This window comes from Enterobacter sp. JBIWA003 (assembly GCF_019968825.1).
Lineage (GTDB): Bacteria > Pseudomonadota > Gammaproteobacteria > Enterobacterales > Enterobacteriaceae > Enterobacter > Enterobacter quasiroggenkampii.
The window spans coordinates 57122-70969 of sequence record NZ_CP074171.1 but is presented as its reverse complement, the minus strand read 5'-3'; the positions used below and the strand labels follow the sequence as shown (position 1 = coordinate 70969).

Below are 13848 nucleotides of genomic sequence, written 5' to 3'. Positions count from 1 at the left end.
TACTCAGCTTTATCCCGTCACCGTCAGGACGTCCTCAAGCCAACTGGCCGGGATCGCAGCCTGCGCCCGCGCCAGCTGTTGTTCAGCCACCAGCGCTTTTCGCTGTGCAACCACAACTCCCGGCTCCCGGGTAAATGCCCGCTGTTGTTCCCCGCCCGGCAGTTCCGGCAGGGGTTCACGGGTGATCCTGTCCAGCACCTCAACCTGCAGCGATCGTACAGCGCCTGTCGCGGCCAGCCCCGCCAGCTTTCCGGTCAGGCTCTTTTGCTTGAAGCTCAGTACAACACCCGTGGTCAGGGTGGCAAACCCGATAAGATCCCCGGCGATCACCAGCGGCGACAGGGACTTATTACATTTGTCGCTGAAATAAATCATCCGGTAGCGGAAGTAGCCGCCCCACATCTCGCGCGTACCCAGCGCAGCGTGCATGAACCAGGCTCGCGAGTCGTGCACCTGGTCGTCGAATAACGCCCTGACCAGCCCGGCTGGCTGTTCCGCATTACTGGCCTCACCGGCAGCAGGGAACAGGACTGCCACCCGCGCATCTCCGTCAGCCTTTATTTGCCGGTATTCCTGGGGTTCATCATCGGTATTAAGTACGAAAATCATCGGCTGCAGCACGGTATCCAGCACCGCCTGTGCCAGGTTCTCCGGAATTCGGTAGCCGTCGTGGTAATCCTTACCGAACTCCTTCGCCGCTTCAAACAGCTGGGTCTGCGCCATATCCGGGTCAAAATCCTTGACGCCCGGATAGAGCACAAGCTCATCCATCTTGTCGGCAGACTGTTTTGCTATCTGGTCCTGACGCGTTTTGAGTACCTTTTGCTGCTTCTCATCCCGTGCTTCTTCTGCCGCCTTACGCGCGGCAGGCAGCGCTTCGGTATTCGTGGCGCGCTGGTAGAATGGCGTTTTCAGCATCGAACCTCTGGCATAGCGTTCGATACGCCAGGCGGTGATCCACGCAATCTGGTTTTCAACGACGGTTTCCAGACTGCCGCTGGCACGCGGTGGTTCGTATTCGCAGGCCTCTTCGGGCGTGATTTTTTCTGGTGTGGACAGATTCAGGGTAAGTTCGCGCCAGGCGTTGAATCTTGATATCAACTCCGGTGCGACGACAAAATCTCTAACTTGCTCAGCATCAAGAGCGCGCCAACTGTCCTTTGCTAAACTCTCCGGCAAACTAGATTTATTGACTTTCAGTGGTGCGCCAGAAGAAAAAGCGTTTGAATACAAGTCATGCAACACTATTTGCGACAGCAAATACCCATCATGCTCAGCATTCGCCTTCCCTTGATCCCCTGGCGGATAACCGCCCCCCAAATCCGAGTGCATCCCCGGGTAAACTACCTCGGTGGCGTAGGGAGGATACTTGCCGTCACCCCGGCGCACCGAGTCCAGCGGAAAGCAGAGACGCTGCTCATGCCCGGACACCAGATGCACGCATTTTTTTATCAGACCGCCATAGGTTTTATCGTCCGGCAGCTCCATGGTGCCATCTGCCCAGGACATATGCCCCTCGGCAATCGGCACCACGTGCGCTATCCCAACGGAGGCCACGGTATCCAGCAGCCCAAGAAATTCCACGCTGATAGGCAGCTGCATCTCGCCAATCTGCAGGCACTGCGGGGGTTTTTCGCCTTCCGCCTTTGGCGGGGGAAGCAGTTCGCTCAGCCAGCGTACAAACGTACGCGCAGCGGCAGCTCCGCGGGAAAACCCATAAACGTACAGTTTGATGCCTAACACCTTAGGCTTACCCGGCTCCGGCTGCGTGAGCAGCGGTTTCAGTTGCGGGGCTAACTCATTCAGTAAACGACTGAACTCTTCGTAACGGTTGTGGCTGCCGCCAAACCACAGCCGGTTCCAGCTGGTCCCCATTTTACCTATGGACTTACGGCTCGCACCCTCGGACAGTTTTATACTGTTTTTTTCCGGGTCCTTACTTACGCGCATTAGCACATCAATAATGCGCAGCAGCGCCCAGTTAATCCGCTCTTCGCCCTTGGATGCTCCCACCAGTCCCATGGTGGAATAGTCCGGGTCGTTCACTTCCGGGAACGGGGTGCCCACGCCGGGAATATAAAACTTGAAGTACTTTCCACCGCTGTCGCTTGCCGCATCCAGCGGCACCTCCTTCGTATCAGGTACGCCACCGGCGGTGCCGTCTCCAATAGTGGCACGAAACAATCGCGCGATATTGGTCGGATGCTTCGGGTCAGACAGCAACAGGTCATTGTTCAGGTTATTCCCCGTACCGTCGAAAAACAGACTGATATGCAGCGTTTTGCAACACGGCGGCTCCACGCGTCGCCCGGCAGCCAGACACAGTTCCTGGCGGTAGAGCCGCTCGGCGCTGTTCTGCTGATGGCAGTTCTGCCCGACCTGCAGCGCCTGGGTCGGCAGGCGTCCCTGGACCGGAAACGGCGGCGGCACCCAGGCTAAATCGGTTTCCTTTATCTCGGACATACTTTTGGCTCCTTCATCCTGATGGGCTCTTTTATCGGGTAGGACGGACTGCCGTAGGTGTAGCAACTGGTCGTCACCTTCACGTCATCACAGGGTAAAAAGTGCACCGTGATACCGCAGACATCCTGGCCGTTATAGTCGGGAACCGGGACGGTTTTGCTGTGCTGCCGGTTCTGATCTCTCATTTTCTTATCCCAGGCGAGATATTTTGCTCGGTCCTGATAACCGGGAAATCCATCCATATCCCCCACCCCTGTTTCCCAGTCAATACGTACCGTCATACCCGGCGTCCAGCGGGCGGGTACGCTGTAGCAGCACCCACCACCGCCGCCCTGAAATGGGCCAATAATGTCGATGCCCGACTGGTTATCCACGCTGAAGTGGTTAATAGCCCATTTCGTGTGGTTGATGGCGTCAATGGTTCCACCACCACCGCCTCCGGCCTGAGCAGCAGGCTGCGAGCAACCGGTTAACAGCAGAAGACCCGCCAGCAGCGGACTTAAGAATGCATGTTTCATCTGACTTTCCTTACAGAGGCGGGACTAAAGAGAAAACGGCGGCGGCACCCAGGCTAAATCGGTTTCCTTTATCTCGGACATACTTTGGGCTCCTTCATCCTGATGGGCTCTTTTATCGGGTAGGAGGGACTGCCGTAGGTGTAGCAACTGGTCGTCACCTTCACGTCATCGCAGGGTAAAAAGTGCACTGTGATGCCGCAGACATCCTGGCCGTTATAGTCAGGAACCGGGACGGTTTTGCTGTGCTGCCGATGACTGGCTTTGATTTTTTTTTCCCATTCCAAATACTTGTCCCATTTTTCGTACCCTGGGAAACCTTCTGTTGATGCTTCCCCACTTTCCCAGTCAATACGCACCGTCATACCCGGCGTCCAGCGGGCGGGCACGCTGTAGCAGCAGCCCCCACCGCCGCCCTGAAACGGGCCAATAATGTCGATGCCCGACTGGTTATCCACACTGAAGTGGTTAATCGCCCATTTGGTGTGGTTGATGGCGTCAATGGTTCCACCACCACCGCCCCCGGCCTGGGCGGCAGGCTGAGAGCACCCGGTTAACAGCAGCAGGCCCGCCAGCAACGGGCTTAACAGTGAATGTTTCATCTGACTTTCCTTGTATGAAAAGAACATCTACAAAGGGAGGAGAATTTGACGGCGGGTAAAACGGTTTATTTTCAGTATCAGGTAATTACTTATGTGGGAAGCCACTTTTTCATGACCCAGGCCTCGCGTGCTTCATCCAGAATAATGCCCTGGTTTGTTGCCTCCACCATGCCCTGGTAACAATCAGAAAAAAGCGCCTGTTGTGATGCATACCTGCCCGCTGGCGGTGCGCGGTGCGACAGGAGGGTCATGACATCACATACGCACATCAGGTGCTCAAGCTGGCGATCGCTTAGGTCGATTTTGTCAGGTTTTTCGTCGCGGGTTTGGGGCGTACCGCTACCTTTTATACCTCTGGCATTACCATCCATATCCTGCCATGCCCAGAACAGCACAGGGCGCAACAAAGGCTTTTGCTGTTCCTCGCTGAGAACGTCCGTAAAAAGCACAGGGAAAATTCGTGTATCGTAAAACCGTAAAATCCCGCTCCGTCCTTCCTGCTGAATATCCATACATTGTGTGAGCCATCCAGCCAGGACAGAAAAAGGCCAGTGTGAACACAATAGCAGCAACGGAGCCTGAACGGCAACCTGCTGACTCATGTCCTTGAGCCACTGCAACTGCTGAAGATCGTCAAGTCTAATGCGTGCAACCAGCGGAGCATCATCGACGATAAACGCTTCCGGAAGCCCGTGATAAAGTGACTGCCACTCCACCGACAGTGCATTTAGCGCCGGAATAACGCTGAAATCCAGCCCTGCCTGATCAACGATGATATCAAGATAATCAGTTCCGGAAGTCCGGCAGGTAACAGCGACTTCTTCAATCCATTGCGCGGTCATTTATGCCTCCCTGGGTACAAAACCCTGCGCCAGTTCCTGAGCTTTTTTAAGACACTCTTTGCATACTGATGCCGGCAGTTCTGGCAGAGGAAAATCCTCGCTGGCAGGCCCCTGCAAATCGTGCAGGCCTTTAAGACTGATTAATCCCGGCCCGTGAATATGCACCTCTCCCTGTGGCGTAAGACGAATATAAGCCCCGCCACAGCCCAGAGTAATGCCATTTTTAGCCGTCAACTGCAGGTGTCCCTGTGTTGACTGGACAGTGACTTCTTTCAGGGAAGTCAGCGACAGCGCATCACTATGTGACTCAATCTCCAGTGAACCTTTGGCGGATACCAGCCGCATTCCTTCCTGTTGGGCCAGCAGTGAGACCGCCTGGCTCGCGTTCACCGAATAGTGTTGTGCTGCGGTGATATTGACTTCCCCCAGGCTCTGCAGATACAACCCTTTCCCGCTGTGCATCAAGGCTGTTTCCGGCGTAACGGAGGCAATACCTTTCGGTGAAGACAGCAACAGCGCAGGCTCTTTAAGCTCACTGGCACCGGAAACCAATGCTCTTAATGGCTCAGAATCAGGCGTAATATTGTGGTGAGTCTGCGTAATAGTTCCCCATCCAGTTACCTGATTCAACGCCCCTTTTAGCAGACTGATGGCTGGCTGCATGTCCAGCATGGGCCCCTGCGCCTTTGCCTGGCCATCAGTACTGATAAATATCCCTTTCTGCGCCCGGATGGCGCCCCAGCTGTCGGTTCTGAGCTCAAACCCCTCACCGCGCTTCTGCTTTTCGCTGTCGACCAGGTGCCCGAGATTGAGCTGGCTCTTGCCGCCGTACTCCGTCGACACCTTGATATGCTCTTTCCCGCGCTCGTCATCAAGGCGGATTTTGTTGTTCGCCGGAGTGCGGAGGACGTTGCGTTTGTAGTTGCGGATGGTGACGTGGTCGCCGTGCGCCGAGTCGTGCAGCACGCCGGCAATGTACGGCCGGTCCGGGTTACCGTCCTCAAAACCAATCGCCACTTCAGTGCCCGCCAGCAGCGGCAGGTGCAGACCGTAAGTGTCACCGGCATACGGACGGGACTGGCGCACCCACAGGCTCTCGAACCCGGTTTCCCAGTTATCACGGTCAAACAGCATGTTGACGCGATAGCGTCCGTCTTTATCGATGTGGCCGTAGGTGTCGTTCTCGGTGGTGCTCGTGACGCGTGCCGGCAATGTACCGGCCATCACCGGACGTGAGCAAGGCTCAGGGCGGAAACTAAAATCAGTGCTGTCCGGGATTCCGTCGAAGCTGACGCCAAAGTCTTCATCACGGCGGGCATGGCTGTGCATCGCCGTGACGACCACGCCCTGAGCAAACACGTCGGCCACTTCGTACCCGCCGGTGACTTTCAGTACCTGACCCGGAGAGAGGGTCGGACAGCTGGTGATGGCCTGCGTCTGCGTCTGGCCATTCAGATAACGCTCATGACGAATGCGGGCATAAAAGGCGCCGGACTCCGGGGACGGATTGCGGTCATACGCGCTGCCTGGCATCAGATAATTGTCGGCATAGTGGTACGCTTCCCCGTACGTGGTCGCGTCCCCGCGGGTCGCATCCACCAAGGTGTTCATGTCCTGCGTGGCCTGACGGTAGTTGTAGTCCCGGGTGCTGACCTGCTTCTGCACAACGTTGTGACGGCATACCATACCCCAGACCGAGTCCACACCGTCCGAATGTTGTCCTGATGGCGGAACAGATGGCAGCGTCAGGCCTTTTTCATACCCCTGCTGACCGTCGTAAAACTCCACCACGTCAATGTTGAGGCGCGTGTCGGTGGTAAAGCGGAACCAGATACCAACTTCGCCCAGCAGGCGGGTAATAAAGTGCAGGTCATTCTCGCCGTACTGCATCACCTGCTCACGACGCGGGTACTCTTTTGCAAGCGAAAACAGAAAATCCTGACCGCGCATGTTGTGACGCTCGCGCAGAATTTTTTCCACGATTTGTGGGACCGACATGTCCTGATAAATGGCGTTCTGATGCGAACGGTCAAGCAGCGCCAGGCGCGGCTGGAGCGTCAGGGCATAATGGGTTTCATCTTTTGAGGTACTGAGACGTTCAAAGCCGCTCACCACCCCCTGGAGGGTGCGCACGGCCTGCTGCATTTTGATGCCGTAACCCTGGTCAACCGGGGCCTGCAGCGTCAGGGAGGCTGCTTTCATCAGCATCATCTCTTTGCTGATGGCATGGTCAACGCTTGTGAATTCAATACGGTAACTGAACGGCGTGCTCAGGGCTTCATCGCCTTCAAACGCCAGTACATCGAGTTCTGCTTCACATCCCTTCACCGACAACTGGTGATGGTTGTGGCTGAATCTGATCGGGGGATTACTGCTCATGCGTGCACTCCTTGTACTCGGTCAAACTCCAGCCCGATACCCTCTTCCTCACTCCAGCTAAGGCATAGCGACTGTGGTTTCTGTTTCGCCGCCATGTGGGTCAGCAGCATCTGACTCAGCACCGGCAGAATTTGCTGGCTGAGCAGGCTGTCGACGTTGCGCGCACCGGTATCCGGCAGCAGGCAGGCATTGGTCAGCGCGTCATACAGGCTCTCATCTATCTGCGTGGTCAGGCCGTAGTGACGGTTCAGTCGCCTGCTGACCTGTGCGAGTTTCATCTCCACGATGGTGCGCATAGCCGCTTCCGCCAGAGGACGGTAAATCACGGTCTGGAAACGCGCCAGCAGCGCCGGCTGGAAGTGGTCGCGCAATATCGGGCGCAGCAGTTCGTGCAGGTCGGCTTCGCTGGCCTCCGGCTGTTCGTCAAGCAGCTGCATCAGGTGGTCGCTGCCGAGGTTGGAGGTCATCAGGATAACGGTGTTGCGGAAGTCGATTTCACGCCCTTCACCGTCGCGCATAAAGCCGCGGTCGAAGACCTGGTAGAACAGGTTCATCACGTCGCGGTGCGCTTTCTCCACTTCATCCAGCAGCACCACGCTGTAAGGACGTTTGCGCACCGCTTCGGTGAGAATGCCGCCCTGACCGTAGCCGACGTAGCCCGGCGGCGAGCCTTTCAGCTGCGACACGGTGTGCGGCTCCTGGTACTCCGACAGGTTGATGGTGATGAGTGACTTCTCACCGCCGTACAGCACGTCCGCCAGCGCCAGCGCGGTTTCGGTCTTACCGGTGCCGCTCGGGCCAACCAGCAGGAACACGCCCTGCGGACCATTCCCGGACGTCAGCCCGGTCTTCGCCGCGCGCAGGCGCCGGGCGATAGCCTCAAGGGACACATTCTGCCCGACGACACGCTGGCCGATTTCACTTTCCAGGGTCAGCAGCTCAGTCTGCTCATCTTTCATCAGGGAAGAGAGCGGCACGCCCGTCCAGTCGGCAATCACGTTGGCAACCGTGCGGGTGTCCACATCCACCTGAACCAGCACGTCTCCCTGCTGTGCCTGTTCGAGCTGCTGCAGGCCGGAAATCTCAGCCTGATTGCTGATGTCCTGGCGGCTGGCCATCAGCTGCTGCGCCAGCGCTTTTTCGTTGCTGAAACGCGCTTCCTGCTCCGCAATACGCGCTTCCAGTTCAGTCCGCTGCTGCTCAATGGCACCCAGGCGGTCACCATGGCGGTTGCTGCCGGCGGCGATATCTTCCAGCAGCGCCTGTTCTTCCAGTTCCAGCGCGGTCAATTGTGCTTTCAGGCGCACAATCTGTTCCGGCACCGTATCAAGGCTCATACGCACGCGCGCGGCGGCGGTATCCAGCAAATCAACGGCCTTGTCCGGCAGCTGGCGGCCCGTCAGGTAGCGGCGCGACAGGGTGACAGCGGCTTTGACCGCATCGTCAGTAATATGCACGTTGTGGTGTTCGGCGTAGCGGGATTTCAGGCCTCTCAGCATCAGGCACGCCGTCTCATCGTCCGGCTCGTGCACCTTCACCATCTGGAAGCGGCGCTCAAGAGCGGCGTCACGCTCAAAATACTGCTTGTATTCAGACCAGGTCGTCGCGGCAATGGTGCGCAGTTCGCCGCGCGCCAGTGCCGGTTTCAGCAGGTTGGCCGCATCCGCGCCACCCGCCTGATTGCCAGCCCCGATAATGGTGTGGGCTTCGTCGATAAACAGTAAAATCGGCACCGGTGACTGCTGCACCGCGTCGATGACGTTTTTCAGGCGCTGTTCGAACTCGCCTTTCACACCTGCGCCCGCCTGCAACAGGCCGAGGTCAAGGGTACGCAGGATGACTGGCCTGAGCGATTCAGGCACGTTGCCCTCTGCAATACGCAGCGCCAGGCCTTCAACCAGCGCGGTTTTACCCACGCCGGGTTCACCGACAAGGATTGGGTTATTTTTACGGCGGCGCGAGAGAATGTCCACCATCTGGCGGATTTCAGTATCACGGCCGAATACCGGGTCAATCCTGCCCTCTTTCGCTTTGGCCGTAACGTCGAGGGTGAATTTATCCAGCGCGTTCTGCAGCGCCGGGGTCAGTTCGCCCTCTTTCAGCTCTGCACCGACCGGGCGGTCAACAAACTCCACGTCACCACCGTGATTCAGCGCCAGCTCTTCTTCGTGCTGCACTTCCGGGCGCTCGTCAGACTGCGCATCCAGTAACGGGCGCAGGCGGGACAGCTGGCTCATCCCGAGCGTCAGCAGTGGCCACAGGCCGTCGCAGTGAGGGAGTCGTGGGTTTTCCGTCAGCGCCATCAGCAGGTGTACGCTGCGGATACTGTCCTCTCCGGCAAGTGAGGCCTGCATCCAGGCTTCCTGCATTAGCGTCTGAATGCTGTCTGAAAGCTGCGGGCGACGGCGAACAGAGCGGGGAAGTGAATCCAGCCAGCTGAGCAAATCCTGCCACAGCGCATCCATATCCCACTCGTAGCGGCGTGCCAGCACCGTCAGGTCACCTTCCCCCTGTTCGAGCAGCTTCAGCAGCCAGTGCTCCGGCAAAATTTCCGCATGGGCGCGGGTCTGACAGAGTGACGCGGCCCCTTCCATCGCACGGGCACAGTAAGGGTTCAGACGTCGCAGCAGGATGGCTGGATTTTCCATGACTCTCTCTCTTTGTCGGTTCCTGGACACGCTACCGCCCCTCGCTGTTTCCCGTGAAGGAGACCAAAGCGCATACGGTCGGGCTGGCAGATTGTGGGTTTCTTTGCTCAACGCCCGGACGGGCAGACGTTCAGCAAAGACAAAAAAGCGGACAGAGGGGACTGTCCGCTTGTGACTTACGCGGTGGCGCGTTCGTTCCAGGAATCGGAATGAATGATGTTGCCGTCCTTGTAGGTCCAGGTGATTTTTTCGTAACGCAGTTCAATGCGCTCAAGGTGGTTGTGCTTCTCTTTAGAAGGATCCTTGATGTCATACATTTCAGGGTTCACTTTCACCACCTTCACGTTTTCCAGTTTAGTGTTGAAGTATTCAACTTCCTGGCCCGCGTCGTTGATCTTGTACCACCTGAATTCCGCAGACTTCAGGGTCTGACCGGTGGTCACAGCCTTGTACAGGTACGGGCTGGACGAGTCGATTTCCTTGGTAAACAGGAACGGGGTGTGGATACGGGTACCGGTCAGCTTGCCGGTGTTGTTATCGGTCGGGATGTACAGGTTATGCTTCTGCGCCACCACTTCGATGCTGCCTTCACGATCCTGAACGTCAACAGAACCTTTAATGTCCGCGCCGCCGTCGTCTTTCAGCCAGAGATAAACAGGAATTGCCATGGAATTACTCTCCATTGTGTTGTGATGCGCCATCATCCTGCGATGACGCTGAGGGTTGGCCCGGTATCTGGCAGGCGTTCGCCTGCGGCACCAGACTGATTTCGACACGGCGGTTGAGCGCGCGCCCATCCGGGGTGTCATTGGTTGCGATCGGACGGCTCTCGCCATAGCCCTGAACCGCAAAACAGCTTTCAGGCACGTCACCGGTATCACGCATCCAGTTGCGCACCGCTTCGGCACGTTTCAGGGACAACGTCTGGTTCAGTTGCGGATTGCCGGTGTTATCGGTATGCCCGGACACGACAATCAGCCAGCCCGGCTTCGCCTTCACGCCGACCAGAGAATTGACCAGCATTCTGGTCGAGCCGGCTTTCAGCACCGCCCTGCCGGAGTCAAACAGCGACATACTGTCGAGACGGACAATTTTGGGTACCGGTTCAGGTTTCGGCTGTGGTTTAGGTGGCGGCACATACGAACGGATCGCATCCAGCACAGGCATTCGCAGACGCTCCCCCTGATACAGACCAAGGCCCATCCGCGCCGGTACGCCATTGCGCGCATGGTCATCCAGCTCTGCCGCATCGTCACGCAGGACAGCAACGGCATCGGCTTTGGGTCCGAAATCATGCATCGGGATACGCTCATAGCGGGCAATATCGAAGCTCACACGCTGCAGCAACCGGTGATTGTTCCAGCCACTGCTGAGCAGCGCAGCAATGGCCGCCAGCGTGAAAATCCCGAGCGCACAGCGGAAGGTTCGCCCGCGTGGCGTCAGGCCTCGTCCTTCCGGCAGCAGCGGCAGGATAAAATCCGGTAGCGGGGAAATAACCGTACTGTCCGTTCCCACCGGTTGCCAGCCCGCGACCTGCTGCATCTCAGTGTGACGGGAAAGCCACTCGGTCCAGACTGATGTGGCCAGACTTCCGGCAAGGATCGGTCCCATACCCCACAGCATCGCGCCAGGGGCAATGACTGGAACGTCGGAGTTCTCATCCATAAAGACAGCGTTGACGTGCTGATGGAACCAGCTCATCAGGCTGTTCATCAGCACCTGTTGCTGCATCGCAGGCGTTCCACCAGTGGTGACCCATGCAGCGATTGAGGCCGGCGCTGAAGACTCACGCCAGACTCTCACGCCTTCCCCCGGAATAGCCACCTGCCAGAGCAGGTCATTCGTCATCGTGCTGCCAATCTGACTATTCAGAACCAGCGGCACAGAATGACCTGTTTCTTTACGCAACTGGCTGATTTGCCAGCGCAGGGCCAGCAGACGGCTGGTAAGCGCTTCGCTGTCAGCGTGTTTCTGCGGACAGACGCTGACCATCACCGACAGCTGGCGCCCCCAGTCAGGGCGCAACCCCAGTACCTGGCGGGCGGCCTGTTCCAGATCCTGGTGGTCCTCAACGCGGATCCAGCATCCCTGCGTGACAGTAAGCACCGGTGACTGCTGCATACATGACAGCGGCAGATCGCCACAGACCAGCACCACGGGCTGACGGTAAGTGGCTTCCGGGAGGTCATCCAGACGCAGGGTGACGTCATGCTCCGCACGACGACTGGCGACATACAGGAACGCCAGAATAAGCCACAGCATCACCAACAGAATAAGCACAGAAACCAGTCGGGACACCGGCAGGAAGCCCAGGCAGACCACTGCACTCAGCAGGGCGGCCCACAGCGCAAGCCCGCGCTGTTGTGCAGGACTCATTTCACAGCTCCCGGCAGCAGGGTCAGCAGTGTCTGATCCAGCCAGTGGCTCAGTCCCCACCACAGCGCAGCAACCACCACCACACTCAGGCTAATTCGCACGGGCCATGACGCCAGCCAGCCGCCCATTCCACGCCCGGTACGACTTTCCGCCAGGACAGGATGGGTTTGTGGATAACTGAACGGCGTGACATGTTCACTGAGCGCGTTGACGAGTTTCTGGCGCTCCGGATCGTTCAGCGAGCGGAAACTACCGAGGAATCCCAGCATCATGACCCGCTGGAAGCACGTCACGACAGCATGCTCAGGCGCCGGTTCACGCAGCACATCGCGCATCCGATCGCACAGCGTATCACCGGCATCCATGGTGCCGAGAAAGTGTCCCTGCAGGGGAATGTCATACCACTGCACGCAGGCATCATCCTCCACACCGCGACCTTTGACGGCTTCATCAAGCAGCGCACACTGGGCAGTGAGAATATGCTGACAGCTGGCTTCATCGAGTTCACTCGCTTTCAGCTCACGCTGTACACGTTCGACATCAGCAATGCAGCGCTCCCACAACGTGCGACCTTCTCCATCCTGAAACGTCGGACCGTGACGGAGGCTTATCACCTGCAGCCAGGTGTCCTGCAGCAGGGCATCAATATCAATGGACGCGGCCGGGCCGCGTTTGCGCTCACTCATGTTCTCAGTACCGCAAAGAGTTCAAGTTCAGGCTCGCCGAGCATGCCTGGAACGTAAAACATACAGGTGCCGCCCTGAAGCATTTCGGTGGCCAGAGGATGAGAGACATCGAGGCTGAAATACTGGTTTTCCAGACGCAGTGGAATGGCGGCCGGCACGTGACGCAGCGGCGTCAGCGGCACACCCACCCGTGAAGAATTGACGATACTCCTGACATGATCGGGACTGCCGACCTTGCACTGGCGCGGAAACTGTTCCTGCAGCTGTGCCACGGGCATCGGTGAACGCACGGAGAGATAGTAATCCGCCCCTTCGCGCAGGCGTGGGTCATGCAGACGGGCCTGCCAGAAGTGCAGCCGGGCATCATGCTCAAGCTCTATCGCCACCACCCGCGACGGCAGGCTGGCTTCCAGCAGGTCGCCCAGCAGGTCAAAGAGTGGCGGGAAGACGTTATTCAGCTGCTCATGCTGCCAGACAGGAATGGCACTCACCTGATGTTCCAGTGAGAAGGTCAGCAGGCTGCCCGCAAGGCGTGCCAGCTCCGGGTACAGACGCTCCGGTGGACTTTGCAGGTGACGCTGAAACTGTCCGAGCACGGGTTCTGCGCTGTTCAGGGCGTTGAGCAGCCAGAACAGGGACACATCTGCCACGGCAAAATCGGCCATGCGCTCGTTACTTTCACGACGCATGTTCATCAGGCGACTCAGACGGGCGCGCAGTTGCGTCATCAGCTGTTCCAGCTGGGTCACCAGCCAGCGGCTGCCCTGCAGAGCCAGCAGTGGCGGAAGAAAGGTTTCATCGAGTGCCCAGCGCCCCTGTGAATCCTGCTGCAGACGGGCGACCGGACAGGTCAGGTAATCACTGTTGTTCTGATGGGCGAAACGCAGCGTCAGCTCGGGCTGCATCACCGCAATCTGGCGGGTATCGTCCCCAAAGGTGTTGCGGACATCCCGCCAGCGCTGGCGATAACGTACAGGACGTTCAGCCATTTCATCGGGCTTAAGGCAGTTGCCTCCATTCGCCCGAAGCAGCGGAAGGGCCAGAACCACCACCACTTCCTGTGATTCGTCCTCAAGCGCCAGTACCGGCGGCAGGGAGTCGGCATTATCCGTGTCGATAAGCGTGCCGTCGGGGAAACGGATGTGCAGATGACGGGCCTGCAGGCGGCCCAGTTTCAGTGCATCCGGTTCGAAAGTGGCCTCAATCATTCCCCAGGGATGGGAGAGACCCAGTCGTGCAATGCATTCCGCAGACCAGGCCGCATACGCGGCCTGTTGCTGGAAGTGCTGGGGAGAAACCATAACGCCCCTGCCCCATAACGGTTGTTCCGTTTTCAT

At 58.1% G+C, this 13848-nt stretch carries 10 protein-coding genes; all 10 read right to left on the bottom strand.

The features are described from left to right. Window positions 1–9 precede the first annotated feature (9 nt). The gene (locus KGP25_RS24760; RefSeq protein WP_223540687.1) at window positions 10–2463 is read right to left on the bottom strand and encodes a DUF2235 domain-containing protein; all 2454 of its coding nucleotides are present in this window, start codon (window positions 2461–2463) and stop codon (window positions 10–12) included. After that, entirely contained in the window at window positions 2451–2981 is a 531-nt protein-coding gene (tli1, locus tag KGP25_RS24755) for a T6SS immunity phospholipase A1-binding lipoprotein Tli1-KP (RefSeq protein WP_223540686.1), read from the bottom strand. The genes KGP25_RS24760 and tli1 overlap by 13 nt, the downstream gene beginning before the upstream one ends. Window positions 2982–3049: 68 nt before the next feature. Then, window positions 3050–3580, bottom strand: coding sequence for a DUF3304 domain-containing protein (locus KGP25_RS24750; RefSeq protein WP_223540685.1), 531 nt, complete (start codon window positions 3578–3580; stop codon window positions 3050–3052). Between the two features lie 89 nt (window positions 3581–3669). Next, window positions 3670–4422 carry a DUF4123 domain-containing protein gene (locus KGP25_RS24745; RefSeq protein ID WP_223540684.1) on the bottom strand — a complete coding sequence of 251 codons (753 nt, stop codon included), beginning with the start codon at window positions 4420–4422 and terminating at the stop codon, window positions 3670–3672. After that, window positions 4423–6801: a type VI secretion system Vgr family protein gene (gene vgrG / locus KGP25_RS24740; protein ID WP_123061169.1), complete on the bottom strand. Its 2379-nt coding sequence runs from the start codon at window positions 6799–6801 to the stop codon at window positions 4423–4425. Then, entirely contained in the window at window positions 6798–9449 is a 2652-nt protein-coding gene (tssH, locus tag KGP25_RS24735; RefSeq protein WP_223540683.1) for a type VI secretion system ATPase TssH, read from the bottom strand. Before tssH ends, vgrG begins: the two co-directional genes overlap by 4 nt. 176 nt (window positions 9450–9625) lie before the next feature. Then, a complete protein-coding gene (gene hcp, locus KGP25_RS24730; RefSeq protein WP_223540682.1) occupies window positions 9626–10117 on the bottom strand; it encodes a type VI secretion system effector Hcp in 492 nt (163 codons plus the stop codon). Between the two features lie 4 nt (window positions 10118–10121). After that, window positions 10122–11825, bottom strand: a complete 1704-nt coding sequence (locus tag KGP25_RS24725) for an OmpA family protein (protein ID WP_223540681.1) — start codon at window positions 11823–11825, stop codon at window positions 10122–10124. Further along, the gene (tssL, locus tag KGP25_RS24720) at window positions 11822–12511 is read right to left on the bottom strand and encodes a type VI secretion system protein TssL, short form (RefSeq protein WP_123061173.1); all 690 of its coding nucleotides are present in this window, start codon (window positions 12509–12511) and stop codon (window positions 11822–11824) included. The genes KGP25_RS24725 and tssL overlap by 4 nt, the downstream gene beginning before the upstream one ends. Beyond that, window positions 12508–13848 (bottom strand): type VI secretion system baseplate subunit TssK, encoded by a 1341-nt coding sequence (gene tssK, locus KGP25_RS24715; protein ID WP_123061174.1) that lies wholly within the window; start codon window positions 13846–13848, stop codon window positions 12508–12510. The genes tssL and tssK overlap by 4 nt, the downstream gene beginning before the upstream one ends.

Bases quoted from the DNA above. Each gene is read 5' to 3' on its own strand.
- KGP25_RS24760 (WP_223540687.1), bottom strand. From the start codon at position 2,463: ATGTCCGAGATAAAGGAAACCGATTTAGCCTGGGTGCCGCCGCCGTTT.
- tli1 (WP_223540686.1), bottom strand. From the start codon at position 2,981: ATGAAACATGCATTCTTAAGTCCGCTGCTGGCGGGTCTTCTGCTGTTA.
- KGP25_RS24750 (WP_223540685.1), bottom strand. From the start codon at position 3,580: ATGAAACATTCACTGTTAAGCCCGTTGCTGGCGGGCCTGCTGCTGTTA.
- KGP25_RS24745 (WP_223540684.1), bottom strand. From the start codon at position 4,422: ATGACCGCGCAATGGATTGAAGAAGTCGCTGTTACCTGCCGGACTTCC.
- vgrG (WP_123061169.1), bottom strand. From the start codon at position 6,801: ATGAGCAGTAATCCCCCGATCAGATTCAGCCACAACCATCACCAGTTG.
- tssH (WP_223540683.1), bottom strand. From the start codon at position 9,449: ATGGAAAATCCAGCCATCCTGCTGCGACGTCTGAACCCTTACTGTGCC.
- hcp (WP_223540682.1), bottom strand. From the start codon at position 10,117: ATGGCAATTCCTGTTTATCTCTGGCTGAAAGACGACGGCGGCGCGGAC.
- KGP25_RS24725 (WP_223540681.1), bottom strand. From the start codon at position 11,825: ATGAGTCCTGCACAACAGCGCGGGCTTGCGCTGTGGGCCGCCCTGCTG.
- tssL (WP_123061173.1), bottom strand. From the start codon at position 12,511: ATGAGTGAGCGCAAACGCGGCCCGGCCGCGTCCATTGATATTGATGCC.
- tssK (WP_123061174.1), bottom strand. From the start codon at position 13,848: ATGAAAACGGAACAACCGTTATGGGGCAGGGGCGTTATGGTTTCTCCC.